A 14,631-nucleotide genomic window follows, 5' to 3' on the forward strand; every position below is an offset into this window, starting at 1 on the left:
CTCGTGGACCCCCGAACCGGCTTTCCCGTCGTTGGCATGGTGGGTGCGGGCCAGCTGGCCCGGATGACGCACCAGGCCGCGGTCGCGCTCGGCCAGTCGCTGCACGTGCTGGCGAACTCGCTGGACGAACCCGCCGCCCTGGTCAGCCCGAACACCAGCCTCGGCAGCCACACCGACCTGGAGGCGTTGCGCGCGTTCGGCAAGAGCGTGGACGTGCTCACGTTCGACCACGAACACGTGCCGGGGGAGCACCTGCGCACGCTGGTCGCCGAGGGGATCCGCGTGCACCCGGCGCCGGAGGCGCTGGTCCACGCCCAGAACAAGCTGCTGATGCGTGAACGCCTCGCCGACCTCGGCGTGCCGCCGTTCACCGAGGTCCTGTCGGTCGACGACGCGGTGAAGTTCGGCAACGAGCACGGCTGGCCGTGCGTGCTGAAGTCGATCAGCGGCGGGTACGACGGCCGCGGCGTGTGGATGCTGGACGACCCGGCCGCCGCCGAGACCACCGTCGCCGAACTGCTCGAGGCCGGCACGCCGCTGATGGTCGAGCAGAAGGTGTCGATGCGCCGTGAGCTCGCCGTGATGGTCGCGCGCTCGCCGTTCGGCCAGGGCGGCACGTGGCCGGTGGTGGAAACCGTGCAGGTCAACGGGATCTGCGTCGAGGTGCTGGCGCCCGCGCCCGGCCTCGACCCGGACCGGGCCGACGCCATCCAGGACCTGGCGTTGCGCATCGCCGACCGGATCGGGCTGACCGGCGTGATGGCCGTGGAGCTCTTCGACACCGACGACGGCGTCGTGATCAACGAGCTCGCGACCCGCCCGCACAACTCGGGGCACTGGACGATCGAGGGCGCGCGGACCTCGCAGTTCGAGCAGCACCTGCGCGCGGTGCTCGACTACCCGCTCGGCGCGACCGACCAGCTGGCGCCGGTGGTCGTCATGGCCAACGTGCTCGGCGCACCCGCGTCGCCCGCGATGGGTCCGGACGAGCGGTTGCACCACCTGTTCGCGCGCTTCCGCGACGCGCACGTGCACAACTACGGCAAGCAGGAGCGCCCGGGCCGCAAGATCGGTCACGTGACCATGCTCGGGACCGACCTCGACGACGTGCGCAGGCGTGCTTCCCTTGCGGCGCACTGGCTTTCCCGCGGCGAGTGGGCCGACGGGTATGACATCCATGGAGGTTGAGTGACCGCGCAGGTTGGCGTCATCATGGGCAGCGACTCGGACTGGCCGGTGATGGGCGCCGCGGTCGAGGCGCTGACCGAGTTCGGCGTCTCGTACGAGGTCAGCGTGGTCTCGGCGCACCGGACGCCGCAACGCATGCTCGACTACGCGAGCACGGCGGCGTCGCGTGGCCTGTCGGTGATCATCGCCGGGGCCGGTGGCGCGGCGCACCTGCCGGGGATGGTCGCGTCGGCGACGGTGTTGCCGGTGATCGGCGTGCCCGTGCCGCTGAAGTACCTCGACGGCATGGATTCGCTGCTGTCGATCGTGCAGATGCCGGCCGGGGTCCCGGTGGCGACGGTTTCCGTTGGCGGGGCACGCAATGCCGGGTTGCTGGCCGTGCGAATCCTCGCGGCTTCGGATGAGGGGTTGCGGGCGCGGATGGCCACGTTCCAGGCCGAGCTCGAACAGTTGGTGCTGGCCAAGGACGCCGCCCTGCGTGCGTCTCTCGAATCTCCTTCGGACTAGCCAGGCAACCGGTTTCGCTGCGCCGGGCTGAGCCGGTCCGGCCGCGCCGCGACGGTGAAGGTCTCGGGCCAGATGCGCTCGACGGTCAGCGGATCCGCGACGGCGGGCCGGCGGTCGATGACCGCCAACGCCGCGGCCACCCGCTCCCGGGGCCAGCCGAGCGCGGAAGCCATGGCGCTCAAGGCAAGCGGCCGGCCCGCGTGCACCAAGGCGGCGAGCACGGTCAGCGCGTCGTCCGCGGCCGGCTCGGCGATGACGCTCCCGCCCATGTGCTCGCTGAGCCGCCCGAAGAACTGGGCCATCGCGGCGAGTCGCCGGCCGGCGACCGTGCAGGCACCGAAGAGGTCGACGCCATCGCGTGCCGTCGTCGCGATCTTGCCGTGCGCGCCGGTGTCGGTCTGCCATGCCCGCAGCCACACGTCGTCGGCCACGGTGTAGTGCTCGCGGCGCCTGCCGGGTTCCACCTGGCGCGCCACCAGCGACATGCCTTCCAGGTACGCGATGGACTTGGACACCGACGCGGGGCTGACCCGCAACCGGCGCACGAGGTCGGCCGCCGTCAGGCTGCCCTCGGCGGTGAGCAGGCACGTGAACACCCGCGCCGTCATCCGGGGCATGCCCGTGGCGGCGAGCAGACCGGCGAACTCGTCGACGAAGTCGTGTTCCGCGCCGGTCCTGCCGTCGGGCTCGCTCGCGGGGGACGGCTTGCGCCTGCGGGCGCGCCGGCCCGCAGCTTGCTGCGCGTACTCGGCCCGGTAGTCGCCGGACGTGCCGTTGCGGGCGACCTCGCGGCTGATCGTCGATGTCGGCCGGCCGAGCCGCCGGGCGATCTCGGCGTACCCGAGACCCTCGGCAAGCCACCCCGCGATCTGCTGCCGCTCCTCGTGGGTCAGCCGAGTCTTTGCGTTCACCCTCAGTACAGTGCAACGCGTTGCATTTCAGCGCAAGTTGGTTGCAACGATTGCAGGCCCGACGTTGATAGATCGAGAAATGCAACGTAGCTTTCGGTCATTCGAAAGGGAGGGCGAATGACTGTCGATGTGTCGAAGCTGCGAGTCCGGGTCAGTGAGCTGCTGGCTGAGTACGGCATCCCGAGCGCCGCGATCGGCGTGCTGCGCGACGGGGAGATCACCGAGTTCGCGGTGGGCGTCAAGGACGTGACGACCGGGGAGCCGGCCACGACCGGCACCGTCTACCAGCTCGGGTCCATGACCAAGACCTGGACGGCGCTCGCCGTCATGCAGCTCGTCGACGAGGGCGCGCTCGACCTGGACGCCCCGGTGGCGACCTACCTGCCGGGCTTCGCCGTCGCGGATCCGGAGGTGAGCGCCAAGGTCACCCCGCGCCACCTGCTCAACCACACCAACGGCATCGAGGAGGCCTACGGCGACGTCGGTGAAGACGACGACGTCTACGAACGCATGGTCGCGAACATCGCCGACGCACCCCAGGTCTTCCCGCTTGGCCACACCCACGGCTACAGCGCGGCCCTCGGTTACGCGATCCTCGCCCGCATCCTCGAGGTGCACGACGGCCAGCGCTGGGACGACCTCATGCGTGACCGCCTCTTCGACCCGATGGGCCTCACCAGCACGAACACCCGCCAGGACCAGGTGGATGCGGACCGCGCCGCCACCGGGCACCTGCTCCGCTCGCTCGACGAGGGCCCCATCGTCTCCCCGATCCCCTACCTGCCAAGGGAGTTCGGTCCCGGCGGGAACATCACCGCCACGGTTCGCGAGGTCCTTGCGCTCGCCCACGTCTTCCTCCACGACGGCGTGGCGCCCAACGGAAAGCGCGTCGTTTCGGTCGAGGGCGTGCAGGAGATGCTGCATTCCCGTGTGCCGCTGCCGGATCCCTACATGTTCGGGCCGGCATGGGCCCTGGGCCTCATCGTCTGCGACTGGCATGGCGAGACCGTCTACGCGAGCGACGGCAGCACCGTCGGCCAGAACGCGCGGCTGCGGATCCTGCCCGACTCGAAGACGGCCGTCGCGATGCTGACCAACGGTAGTCCCAGGGAAAGCTTGTACCGCAAGGTGTTCAGCGAGATCCTGGGGCTGGGCGCCGCCCCGGACCTGCCGGCCGCGAACCCGTCGGCGGAGCTCGACCCGTCACGGTACGTCGGGGTCTACGAACGCCCGGGCACGCACTACGAGGTGATCGCCCATGACGGAAAGCTCCGCCTCGTCCACCACCTCGACCCGATGCACGCGCAGTTCCTCGGAAAACCGGAACGCCTCACCTACGAGCTGGTCCCGGTGAGCGAGACGCACTTCCTGGTGACCTCGACCGATCCGTTGGAGGACACGCAAACGGCGGCGATCTACGACTTCGTCGACGGCAAGGCCCGGTACCTGCACATCAACTGCCGGGTGCTCCCGGCTAGGTGAGCGTGGCCCGCAGCTCGCGCTTGAGGACCTTGCCCGCCGCCGACACGGGGATGGTGTCCACGACGCGGAGGTCACGCAACCGCTTGTAGTGCACGACTTGCTCGTTGATGGTCGCCAGCACGGTGTCGCGGTCGAAGTCGCCATCGGGCACGACGAACGCCACCGGCAGTTCGCCCGCCAGTTCGTCCGGCTTGCCCACCACGGCGGCCGCGCGCACCGACGGCAACGCGAGCAGCAGCTCCTCCAGCTCCCGCGGGTACACGTTGTACCCCTTGTACAGCACCAGGTCCTTCTTGCGATCCACAATGGACAGATAACCGTCCTCGTCCAGGACCCCGATGTCGCCGGTGTGCAGCCAGCCGTCCACCAGCACTTCGGCCGTCGCCTCGGGACGGTTGTGGTAGCCGGTCATCACCTGCGGCCCGCGGATGCACACCTCCCCGCGTTCCCCCGCGGGCAGCGGCTCCTCGCTGTCCTCGGCCACGACCTTGAGCTCGGTGTCGAACGTCGGCAGCCCGACCGTCCCCGGCTTGCGCACGCCCGAGGTGAACGCCGGGTTCAGCGTCGCGCCCATCGTCACCTCGGTCAGGCCGTAGCCCTCGATCACCTTGGCGTCAGGCAGGATCCGGTGCAGCCGCTCGATCGTGTCCAGGCTGAGCGGCGCCGCGCCCGTGCTGACGCTGCGCACCGACGACAGGTCGAACTTGCCCATCCGCCCGGTCGCCAGCAGCGCCGCGACCAGCGCCGGGGCGCCGCCGATGGTGGTGATCCGCAGCCGTTCGGCCTCCCGCAGGTAGTGCAGCGGGTCGAGGCGGGCGTGCAGGTGCAGCGTCGCGCCCGCCATGATCGGGCCGTTCAGGCCGCCGATCGTGCCCATGGCGTGGAACCACGGCGTGAGGTTGATCGCCACGTCGCTGCCGAGCCGGGCCGGCCATTCCTCTTCCGAGCCGACCTGCTCGACGGTCACGTCGCCGTGGTCGTCGAGCACCGGCAGGGCGCCCATCCGCCAGCACGTGTTCTGCAGGGTGTTGACGACGACGTTGCGGATCGGCAGCCGCACGCCCTTGGACACGCCGGTCGTGCCGCCGGTGTAGGCGAGGTGTGCGAGGTCGTTCTCGAGGTCGACCGGCACCTGGTCGACCGGCACCTGGTCGAGCCCGGTGCTCTCGGCCTCGACCATCGTGTCGGTCATGGCCGCCGTGACGGTCAGCGCCACCTCCGCGTCACGCAGCTGCGCGTTGCGTGCGGCGTCCGGGAGCAGGGGGTTGACCGGCACGAACGTGGCCCCGGCGAACTGGATGCCGTAGTACGCGACCGGGTAGGCCAGGCAGTTCGGCATCACCAGCGCGACCCGGTCGCCGCGGCCGATCCCGCGCCCGGCGAGAGCCGCCGCGAACCGGTGCGCCCGATCGGCCAAGTCGTTGTAGGACAACGACTCCGCGTCCTGCTGGAAGACGGTGCGGGGGCCGTACCGGCGGGCGGCGGCGTCCAGGATGGAGCCGACGGCGACCGCGGGGTAGGTGAGCGACCTGGGTAGTTCCGGGGGCCACGTCATAGGTTCCGAAGATACCTACCAACCGGCCGGTATGTCGCCGGTTACCGGTCGGTAAGTTCTCCGTCTACCATGGGTGGGCGACCCCGTGGCGAGGGAGGAATCGGCGTGAACAGCGGTTATGAGCTCTACCGGCTCGGTGAGGAACACGAGGCGGTGCGCGAGGCCGTTCGCGCGCTGGCGGAGAAGGAGATCGCGCCGTTCGCGGCGGAGGTCGACGAGCACGAGCGCTACCCCGACGAGGCCCTGGCCGCGCTGAACAAGGCCGGTTTCAACGCCCCGCACATCCCCGACGCCTACGACGGCCAAGGCGCGGACTCGGTCGCCGCCAACATCGTGATCGAGGAGGTCGCCCGGGTCTGCGCGGCGTCGTCGCTGATCCCCGCGGTCAACAAGCTCGGCACGATGAACCTGATCCTCGGCGGCTCCGAAGAGCTGAAGAAGCAGGTGCTGCCGTCGATCGCCGCCGGTGAGATGGCGTCGTACGCGCTCTCGGAGCGCGAGGCCGGCTCGGACACCGCGTCCATGCGCACGCGGGCGCGCCTGGACGGTGACCACTGGGTGCTCAACGGCACCAAGTGCTGGATCACCAACGCCGGGATCTCCACCTGGTACACCGTGATGGCCGTGTCCGACCCGGACGCGGACAAGCCGGCCAACGGCATCTCCGCGTTCATGGTCCACAAGGACGACCCCGGCTTCTCGATCGGGCCGAAGGAGCGCAAGCTCGGCATCAAGGGCTCGCCGACCCGCGAGATCTACTTCGAGGACTGCACCATCCCGGCCGACCGGATCATCGGCGAGCCGGGCCAGGGGCTGAAGCTGGCGTTCCGCACCCTCGACCACACGCGGCACTCGATCGGCGCGCAAGCGCTCGGCATCGCGCAGGGTGCGCTGGAGGCCACGATCGCGTATGTCAAGGAGCGCAAGCAGTTCCGCAAGGCCATCGCCGACTTCCAGGGCGTGCAGTTCATGCTCGCGGACATGGGCATGAAGATCGAAGCGGCCCGCCACCTGGTCTACGCGGCGGCGGCGAAGGTCGAACGCGGCGACTCGGACGCGTCGTTCGCCTCGAGCGCGGCGAAGACGTTCGCGTCGGACACCGCCATGCAGGTCACCACCGATGCGGTGCAGTTGTTCGGCGGAGCCGGCTACACGCGTGACTTCCCGGTCGAACGCATGATGCGCGACGCCAAGATCACCCAGATCTACGAAGGCACGAACCAGATCCAGCGCATGGTCATGGCCCGCCAACTGTTGCGCTGACCGGGCGTGTCCCACACCCAGGTCAGGTGTGTCCCCCGTTCCGGCCCGGTGTGTCCTTCACACGAGTGTGAGACACGGCCTACGTGAGTGTGGGACTCGCCCGACGCGAACGTGGGACACACCCCGCGTGAGCGTGGGACACGCCCCCGCGCGGGTGTGGATGGTCCGGGTGACCGAGCGCCCACAGCCCGTCAACTGACCCTGCCAAGGGTTCCCGAGCCCGCGGGGCATCACTAGGGTGGCTCAGTCCTGATCTTGCCAGCCCTTGGGAGCGGTCTCATGTCCGAGCGAGTCGGTCGGCGTCGGTTCCTCGCCGGTACCGCGGTCGCCGCAACCGTTGTCGCCTTCGACCCGGTGTTCGGCTGGGTCGCGGAGGCCGACCCGCGCACCGACGGCGCGATCGCGGTGCCGGGCCTCGACGGTGAGCTGGTCACCGATCCCGCGTCGCTCGCCGAGGCCGCCGACGACTACGGCCACATCGTGCACCGCACACCGATCGCCGTGCTGCGACCCGCGTCCGTGCACGACGTGCAGGTGATGGTCCGCTACGCCGACCGCCACGGGCTCAAGGTCGCCATGCGCGGGCAGGGCCACTCGACGTTCGGCCAGGCGCAGGTCAAGGGCGGTGTCGTCATCGACTCGCGCACGCTCGCCACCATCCACGACATCTCCCCGCGGGGCGCCGTCGTCGACGCCGGCGTGCAGTGGCTCGACCTCGCGCGGGCGGCCACCGCCAAGGGCCTCACGCCGCCGGTGTTCACCGACTACCTCGGCCTCTCGGTCGGCGGCACGCTGTCCGTCGGCGGGGTCGGCGGCGCGACCTCGCACCACGGTTTACAGGTGGACAACGCGCTCGAGTTACAGGTCGTGACCGGCCAGGGGGACCTGGTCACGTGTTCGGCCAGTTGCAACGCGGAACTGTTCCGCGCGGTGCTCGGCGGCCTCGGCCAGTTCGGCATCATCGTGCGGGCCACCGTGAAGGTGATCCCCGCCAAGACGACCGCGCGGGTGTACCACCTCAACTACGCCGACGTCGCCAAGCTGACCGCCGCGCAGCGGATCGCCTTGGCCGACGGGCGTTTCGACTACCTCGAGGGCAGCGTCAACGCGGTCGAGGGCGGCGGCTGGAGCTACCAGCTCGAAGGCCTCGTCTACTACACCGCCCCGGACGCGCCCGATGACGCCGCGAAGGTCGCCGGGCTGCCCGCGCCGACCTCCAGCGACATCTCCGAGGTCACGTACTTCGACTGGCTCAACCGCATCTACGCGCTGGTCGAGCAGCTCAAGCAGTTCGGCTTCCCGAGCCCGTGGCTCAACCTCTACCTACCCGGCGACGCGACCGACAGGTACGTCGCCGACACGATGGCGAGCCTCACCACCGCGGACACCGGCGGCGGCCCGATCCTGTTGTACCCGATCAAGACGAACCTCTTGACCAGGCCAAACGTCGAGGTGCCGGACACCCCGATCGCGTTCCTCTTCGCCATCCTGCGCCTGGCCGCCGACCCGGCGCTCGTCGATCCGATGGTCAAGAGCAACCGCGCCCTGTACGAGAAGGCGCGGGCCTGCGGCGGGAAGCTGTACCCCGTCAGCGCGGTGCCGATGTCCCCTGTGGACTGGGTCCAGCACTACGGCGGCGACTACCCGCGGTTCGCCGCGGACAAGGCGTTGTTCGACCCGCGGCACACGCTCACGCCCGGCCAGGGGATCTTCGGGGCATGAGCCCCGCGCTGCTCGGTGAGGTGACGTGCCCGTCCGGGCTGCTCGTCGTGGTCGACGGCGGCTACCTGCGCCTGTGGTCGGGAACCGGGTCGCCGGCCGAGGTGGACCCGGAGCTGCTCGGCGTCAGCGACCCCGAGGACGTGCGCGGCGCGGGGGACTTCGAGATCGTCGGTCCGGACGCCGAGGCCGCGGCCCGTTCGTTCGACCGGCAGGAAGGCGTGTGGCTCTACGACATCCCGGCGTCCGGGATCCCGAAGGTGACCGCCTCCTTCGCCGAGCACTGCCGCGAACACGGCTTCACCGCGCGGATGCAGCGCACCGAGCGCGTGCCGCACCGCACGCGGGTGCAGCGTTGCGCGCCGGGCAGCTTCATCATGTTCGGTGTTCCGGTGGTAGCGATCGCCGGTGTGCCAACGGATCGCGCGTTGCCGGTCTACTCCGTGCAGGAAGGTGAGCAGGCGCAGGCCGTGATCCACGTGGCCGATGCCGAGGTGGTGTCGCGGCAGCGGATCGGCGAGATCTTCGTCGACTGGGCCCGTTATGCCATCGCTGATGCGGACGCGTTGACCGAGTGGCGCCACGACGAACCCATCGACGGGCGTGCGGACGTGGCGTTCTGGGGCCGCGACCAGGAACGGGCCGCGGCGGCGACCGGCGCGTTCCGGGTGGACAACGGCTACGGCTGGTCCGATGTGGACGTTGCCGACGCGATGGAACGCCTGCGCCAGTTGGATTCGTGGCAGCAGGCGCACCCGGACCAGAAGATCGCCGTGGACTACCGGCCGCACTCGCACCACTGGCGCGTGATGCGCGAGGTGCGCGCGTCGGCCACCGTCTCCGGCACCACGGAGGTCGGCGGCGCGCAGCTCCTGTTCGCCATGACACCGCACGGCGACGGCTGGTACCCGGTCTACGCGGAGTACGGCCGCGCGGGCGAGCTGGTCAAGATCAAGCTGATCCTCGGCTGACGCCTACTTCAGCAGGCTGCGGCCGCCGCGCTTGACGACCTCCTGGTAGTACGAGCCCAGCAGGCGGGGGAGCGCGTCGATCGCGTACGCATCCGGGCCGACCAGGATCCGCGCTCGGTTGCGGCGCACCCCGGCCAGGATCGTCCGGGCGGCCGACTCGGGCGTGGTGCGGGCGACCTGCTCGAACTTGCGGCCCATCTCCTCGGGTTTGTCGGCGGCGTCGGTGCTGCGGGCGTTGCGGGCGATGTTGGTCTTGATGCCGCCGGGGTGCACGCACGAGACCCCGACCGGCAGCTTCTCCAGCTCCATCTCCTGGCGCAGGGCCTCGGTGAAGCCGCGCACCGCGAACTTCGCCGCGTTGTAGGCCGCCTGGGTCGGGACCGCGATCAGGCCGAAGACGCTGGACAGGTTCACCACGTGCCCGTCGCCGGACTCGATCAGGTGCGGCAGGAACGCGCGTGTGCCGTGCACGACACCCCAGAAGTCGATGTCCATGACCCAGTTCAGGTCCTCGTCGGACATCTCGCGGATGGTGCCCTTCATGGCCACCCCGGCGTTGTTGATCACCAGGTTGACCGCGCCGAAGTCGGCGGCGACCTGCGAAGCGTGCGCGTAGACCGCATCCCGGTCGGCGACGTCGAGGGCGTAGCCGCGGGCCTCGGCCCCGGCCAGTCGCAGGGTTTCGGCGAGCCCTTCGGCGTCGATGTCCGATGCGGCGACGCGTGCGCCCTCGGCGACCAGCCGGACGGTCAGGGCCCGGCCGATGCCCGAGCCCGCACCGGTGACCACGGCGACCTTGTTCTTGAACGACCTCATGTTGGCCTCCCTACCGAGGGTAAGTTACTACGAGAGGTCGTGGTTCGTCCGCTCGGCCGCGCGGTGCGCGTCGAGGCGGGCCGGGTTCGACACCTGCACCAGCGACCCGCCCGCGGCCAGCACGGCGAGGAAACCGCGGATGACCCCGTCCGGCACCGTCCAGTCCAGTGTGGACATGACGCGCGCCTCGGCCGGGATGCCTGCCGCGCGCGCCGCGGCCACCGTCTCGGCCACCGTGGCGCCCGCCAGGGCCGGGGTGTCGTCCGGAACGTCTTGCAGGGCAAGGAACTGGTCGCCGTGCAGGCGGGCCTCGCCGATGTAGTCGACGCCGTCGGCCACGTCACCGAGCTCGAGTCCCATGGGGTGCAAGGAAACCCGCGCGAGGACGCCGCTGGTCGTGATCGGGGTGGCCGGCCCGGCGAGGGTGACCCGTGCGCCGGCCGGGTCGGCGATCACGTGGGCGCCGCACCACCACGCGCCGAGCAGCACGCCCGCGGTCTGCCAATGCGCGGGCAGCACAACGGAAACCGGATCGCCCGGCTCGACGTCGTACTCCTCGGTCAGCCAGTTCGCGGTCTTCGCGGCCCAGTTCGCGAGCGTCGCCCCCGACAGCTCGACGCGGCTGCCGGTGGCGTCGTCGTAGTGGGTGATCACCGGGCGGGCCGGGTTCGTCAGCAGGGGCAGGAACAGGCGCTCGGTAACGGTCACTGTTTAATCGTACAAATCCACAGGGGTCAGGGAGGGCTCATGCGATCTTCGATGGCGGTGGCCGGGTCGGCGGCCGTGCTGTTGGCGCTGCTGGTGAGCGGGTGCGGCAGCGACACGACCGGGTCGGCGCACCCGCAGACGACCACGACGGCGACCACGACCGGCTCGAGCGTTCCGGGTGTTCCGGGTGTGGGTGGCGGCGAGACCAGCCTGCCCGCCATCGACACCAAGACCCTGGAGCAACCCGACCCGCTCGAGTCGCTGGCCGGTGACTGGCGCCAGGACACCACGAGCAAGCCGATCATGGCCCACGTGGCGAAGGACGGCGGCATCACGCTCGCCCAGGACGGCCGGACGGCCAAGGGGCAGTTCGTCTGGCTCGGCGACAAGCACTTCCGCATCCTGCTCATCTCCACCCAGGGCACCGCCCCGGCCCACATCACGGCCGACCTCAGCGCCGACGGCAACACGATGACCGTGCACAGCTCCGCGGAACCGGGCCCGATCGTCTACAAGCGCGTCGGCTAGTCCACGCAGCGCGGCGCGGCGGCATTGAGGGCGGCGTCGAGGGCGAGCAAATGCCCGCCCGCCAACCCGTTCCCGGTCGTCGTGGTGGTCGGCTTCGGGGGCGGCGGCCCGTCGCTGACGTCCGTCGGCGTCGTCATCGGCGCCGACGGCGACGCCTTCTGCCCGACCAGACCGGCCACGTACGCGCGCACCGCGGGCACGGACACGCTCACGATGCTCTGCCCGCGGCTGTTGTGCGCGTTGCCCGACGTCACCGGGATCGTCACGAACCCGACGTTGCCCGACGCCAGGGACTGCGCCTGCTCCACGAGATCGATCAGCTTGAGCCCGCCGTCGGTGACCACGGATTTGTTCACCGCCTCCGCCAACGCGTTCAGCTTGCTCGAGCTCGTCAAAGTCCCCGCCGACAACATCTTCCGCATCGCCGAGGCCAGGAACGTCTGCTGCCGCACGATCCGGTCGAGGTCGCCGCGGGGCAGGTTCTTGCGCTGCCGCACGAACGCGACCGCGTCGCTGCCGCTCACGGTCTGCACGCCGCCGGCGAAGTTCGCACCGGAGTCCGGGTCGACGGTCGCGTGGTTCAGGCACACCTCGACGCCGCCGACCGCCTCGGTGAGCAGGTAGAACCCGTACAGGCTGATCTCCGCGTAGTGGTCCACGTGCACGCCGGTCAGGTTTTGCACGGTCTCGACCAGCGCCGCCTGGCCCGCCTGCGCGGACTTCTTCTCGATCACCGCGCGGTCGGTCGCGCCGGAGCGGCGCAACTCCTGCTCGGCGGCGTACTTCCGCACGCCGTACACCGAGTTGATCTTGTCGGGGGCGCGGCCCGGGATGCTCACGTAGGTGTCGCGCGGGATGGAGATCGCGTAGCTCTTGCCGCCGCCGTGCGGGATGCGGATCAGGATGATCGTGTCGGTGTTCAGCCCGGCCGACGCCTCGGTCCGCAGTTCACGCAGCTGTTGCGCCGACAGCGGGCGGCCCTGCATGTCGGTGCGGGTGTCGCTGCCCACCAGCAGCAGGTCCTCGGCGCCGTCGTCCTTCTTCGGCTGCGCGCCCACCGGCGACTGGTGTTCCACCTCGGCCAGCGCGTCGGTGGTGTTCACGCTGTCGGACAGCTGGCTCAGCCGCGTCCACGCCACGCCCGCCGCGACCAGCGCGGCCGCCGACACCAGGGCCACCAGCACCCGGCCGCCCACCATCGCGGCCCGCGCGGCTCTCCGGTCCGGTTGCTCCACGAGATTCCCCCTGTCGTGACTCCCGGGACAAGGCTAACCGCCGGTACTGACAGCCCGTTCAGTTCACGCAGGTGAGTGCGCCGGCCTGGATCGAGTCCGTCGGCGCGTTCGTGCTGGTCGTGGTGGTGTCACCGGGGGTGGGGGCCTTGCGCAGGTTGACCGGGCCGGTCAGACCGCTGCGCCCGTCCTCGTGATCCTTGCCGAGGATCACCCGAACGTGTCCGGAGATCAGGCTGCTGTTCACCTTCAACGACGCGGTCCCGCCGAGCTCGGTGACCACCTGGCGGCCGGCCTGCTCGTCGCCGGGCGCGTACTCCACGACCGTCTTGGGCTGGACGGGCGCGTCGCCGATCAGGCCCTGCTGGAAGCCGAGCGTGGTCAGCTCGCCGCTGATCTTGGCGGCCAGCCCGTGCTGGTCGGAGCCGTTGCGCACGTCCACGGTGATCTGACCGACCGCGACCGTGGCCTGGTCCTGCCCGGCGGGCTCGACCGGCGCGGTCGTGTTCGTCTTCGACGTCGGTGAGCCGGTCGTGGTGACCGACGAGCTACCGGACGTCGTGGTGTGCGGCTGACCCCGTTCGTCGGCGGTGATCGAGCCGACGAACGCCTTGACCGCGTCCGGGTCGACCCTGATCACGTCCGCGCCGCCGATCACGGCGTTGCCCAGCGTGGGGATCGTGGTGAATCTGATGTTCCCGCTGCTCAGGCCCTGCATCTGCTGGGCGAACGTGAGCAGGTCCCAGTTGCTGGAGAGCACGACCGAGCGCTTCACGGCCTCGAGCAGCTCGTGCAGCTTGCCCGCATCGGTGAGCATGGAGGCCGACAGCACCTTGTTGGCCAGCGCGCCGAGGAACACCTGCTGGCGCACGATCCGGTCGAGGTCGCCGTTGGGCAGCCCGTAGCGCTGGCGCACGAACGACAACGCCGACGCCCCGGACACCGTCTGCACACCGGCCTTGAAGTGCGCGCCGGACTTGACGTCGTTGACGGGCTTCTTCAGGCACACCTGCACGCCGCCGATGGCCTTGGTGATCTCGTAGAAGCTGGCCAGGTTGACCTCGGCGTACTTGTCGATCGACACCGTGCCGCCGGTCAGCTTCTCGATGGTCTTGATCAGGTTCTTGCGCCCGGCGATCGTGGCCTTCTTGTCGACGTCCTTCTCGTCCGTGTCGCCCTTGTTGATCAGGGTCTTGCGGGTGTCGTTGTAGGCGTAGACGAACGCCGAGTTGAGCTTGTGCTTGCCGTAGGGGCCGGCCTGCTCGACCCAGGAGTCGCGCGGGAACGAGATCGCCGTGGCGCGGGTCCCGTCGATCGGGATGTGCACAAGGATCATCGTGTCCGTGTTGCGCTCGCCGTCGGAGATGCCCGCGTGCAGGTAGGCCATCTCGTCGTCGGGCAGCGGGTTGCCGTAGGCGTCGGTGCGGCTGTCCATGCCGACCAGCAGCATGTCGACGGCGCCGTCGAGGGGCTTGCCCTGCGGCGTGTCGATCCCCTGCTGGTCGATGACGTCGGTGGTCACCACGTTGTCGTTCGGGTTGCCGACGTTCCACCAGTAGTACCCGGTCGTGGCCAGCACGGCCGCCGAGACGAGCGCGAAGAGTGACCGGCTGGAGTTGAGGCCGACCCGCACCACCGGCGAGCGGCGACGCGGGACCGGCACGGACGCTGGTGTCAGCGCTGGCTCCGTGGTGGCCCCGACCTCATCCGGTGAACGCTCGTCCTCCGGCGCACGTTCCGACACGTACGCT

General features: G+C 70.1%; 13 protein-coding genes. 7 read left to right on the top strand and 6 right to left on the bottom strand.

All coding sequences use genetic code 11. The annotated features are described in order from the left end of the window. Positions 1–3 precede the first annotated feature (3 nt). Both EV186_RS29220 and purE read left to right on the top strand, forming a co-directional pair. Positions 4–1,188 carry a 5-(carboxyamino)imidazole ribonucleotide synthase gene (locus tag EV186_RS29220; RefSeq protein WP_133852698.1) on the top strand — a complete coding sequence of 395 codons (1,185 nt, stop codon included), beginning with the start codon at positions 4–6 and terminating at the stop codon, positions 1,186–1,188. Beyond that, positions 1,189–1,695 (top strand): 5-(carboxyamino)imidazole ribonucleotide mutase, encoded by a 507-nt coding sequence (gene purE / locus EV186_RS29225; protein ID WP_133852699.1) that lies wholly within the window; start codon positions 1,189–1,191, stop codon positions 1,693–1,695. On the opposite strand, the gene EV186_RS29230 is transcribed toward purE, so the two are convergent. Beyond that, positions 1,692–2,606: a GbsR/MarR family transcriptional regulator gene (locus tag EV186_RS29230; protein ID WP_133852700.1), complete on the bottom strand. Its 915-nt coding sequence runs from the start codon at positions 2,604–2,606 to the stop codon at positions 1,692–1,694. The genes purE and EV186_RS29230 overlap by 4 nt on opposite strands. A gap of 117 nt (positions 2,607–2,723) precedes the next feature. On the opposite strand from EV186_RS29230, the gene EV186_RS29235 reads away from it, so the two are divergent. Beyond that, positions 2,724–4,088 carry a serine hydrolase gene (locus EV186_RS29235; RefSeq protein ID WP_133852701.1) on the top strand — a complete coding sequence of 455 codons (1,365 nt, stop codon included), beginning with the start codon at positions 2,724–2,726 and terminating at the stop codon, positions 4,086–4,088. Here the strand turns inward: EV186_RS29235 and EV186_RS29240 are convergent. After that, the gene (locus tag EV186_RS29240) at positions 4,081–5,643 is read right to left on the bottom strand and encodes a class I adenylate-forming enzyme family protein (protein ID WP_133852702.1); all 1,563 of its coding nucleotides are present in this window, start codon (positions 5,641–5,643) and stop codon (positions 4,081–4,083) included. The two genes, EV186_RS29235 and EV186_RS29240, sit on opposite strands and share 8 nt — an antisense overlap. A gap of 69 nt (positions 5,644–5,712) precedes the next feature. Between EV186_RS29240 and EV186_RS29245 the strand changes: the two genes are divergently transcribed. The 3 genes from EV186_RS29245 (at position 5,713) to EV186_RS29255 (ending at position 9,596) form a co-directional block, all read left to right on the top strand. Further along, the gene (locus tag EV186_RS29245) at positions 5,713–6,906 is read left to right on the top strand and encodes an acyl-CoA dehydrogenase family protein (RefSeq protein WP_133852703.1); all 1,194 of its coding nucleotides are present in this window, start codon (positions 5,713–5,715) and stop codon (positions 6,904–6,906) included. Between the two features lie 279 nt (positions 6,907–7,185). Next, positions 7,186–8,628, top strand: a complete 1,443-nt coding sequence (locus EV186_RS29250) for an FAD-binding protein (RefSeq protein ID WP_133852704.1) — start codon at positions 7,186–7,188, stop codon at positions 8,626–8,628. Then, positions 8,625–9,596 carry a hypothetical protein gene (locus tag EV186_RS29255; RefSeq protein WP_133852705.1) on the top strand — a complete coding sequence of 324 codons (972 nt, stop codon included), beginning with the start codon at positions 8,625–8,627 and terminating at the stop codon, positions 9,594–9,596. The genes EV186_RS29250 and EV186_RS29255 overlap by 4 nt, the downstream gene beginning before the upstream one ends. 3 nt (positions 9,597–9,599) lie before the next feature. Here EV186_RS29255 and EV186_RS29260 read toward each other — a convergent pair whose 3' ends face one another. Both EV186_RS29260 and EV186_RS29265 read right to left on the bottom strand, forming a co-directional pair. Further along, the gene (locus tag EV186_RS29260) at positions 9,600–10,412 is read right to left on the bottom strand and encodes an SDR family NAD(P)-dependent oxidoreductase (protein WP_133852706.1); all 813 of its coding nucleotides are present in this window, start codon (positions 10,410–10,412) and stop codon (positions 9,600–9,602) included. Positions 10,413–10,439: 27 nt separating this feature from the next. Beyond that, positions 10,440–11,120 (bottom strand): TIGR03089 family protein, encoded by a 681-nt coding sequence (locus EV186_RS29265; RefSeq protein ID WP_133852707.1) that lies wholly within the window; start codon positions 11,118–11,120, stop codon positions 10,440–10,442. A gap of 39 nt (positions 11,121–11,159) precedes the next feature. Between EV186_RS29265 and EV186_RS29270 the strand changes: the two genes are divergently transcribed. After that, complete coding sequence (locus tag EV186_RS29270) at positions 11,160–11,648, top strand: hypothetical protein (protein WP_133852708.1); 489 nt, start codon at positions 11,160–11,162, stop codon at positions 11,646–11,648. Here the strand turns inward: EV186_RS29270 and EV186_RS29275 are convergent. Both EV186_RS29275 and EV186_RS29280 read right to left on the bottom strand, forming a co-directional pair. After that, positions 11,645–12,883, bottom strand: a complete 1,239-nt coding sequence (locus EV186_RS29275) for an LCP family protein (RefSeq protein ID WP_243754351.1) — start codon at positions 12,881–12,883, stop codon at positions 11,645–11,647. The genes EV186_RS29270 and EV186_RS29275 overlap by 4 nt on opposite strands. 58 nt (positions 12,884–12,941) lie before the next feature. Then, entirely contained in the window at positions 12,942–14,624 is a 1,683-nt protein-coding gene (locus EV186_RS29280; protein WP_243754352.1) for an LCP family protein, read from the bottom strand. Positions 14,625–14,631 lie beyond the last annotated feature (7 nt).

This window comes from Labedaea rhizosphaerae (genome assembly GCF_004362825.1).
Classification (GTDB): Bacteria; Actinomycetota; Actinomycetes; order Mycobacteriales; family Pseudonocardiaceae; genus Labedaea; species Labedaea rhizosphaerae.

Excerpts from the sequence above, each read along its gene's own strand:
- EV186_RS29260 (WP_133852706.1), bottom strand. The coding sequence starts at position 10,412 with ATGAGGTCGTTCAAGAACAAGGTCGCCGTGGTCACCGGTGCGGGCTCG.
- EV186_RS29270 (WP_133852708.1), top strand. The coding sequence starts at position 11,160 with ATGCGATCTTCGATGGCGGTGGCCGGGTCGGCGGCCGTGCTGTTGGCG.
- EV186_RS29255 (WP_133852705.1), top strand. The coding sequence starts at position 8,625 with ATGAGCCCCGCGCTGCTCGGTGAGGTGACGTGCCCGTCCGGGCTGCTC.
- EV186_RS29240 (WP_133852702.1), bottom strand. The coding sequence starts at position 5,643 with ATGACGTGGCCCCCGGAACTACCCAGGTCGCTCACCTACCCCGCGGTC.
- EV186_RS29235 (WP_133852701.1), top strand. The coding sequence starts at position 2,724 with ATGACTGTCGATGTGTCGAAGCTGCGAGTCCGGGTCAGTGAGCTGCTG.
- EV186_RS29245 (WP_133852703.1), top strand. The coding sequence starts at position 5,713 with ATGGGTGGGCGACCCCGTGGCGAGGGAGGAATCGGCGTGAACAGCGGT.
- EV186_RS29250 (WP_133852704.1), top strand. The coding sequence starts at position 7,186 with ATGTCCGAGCGAGTCGGTCGGCGTCGGTTCCTCGCCGGTACCGCGGTC.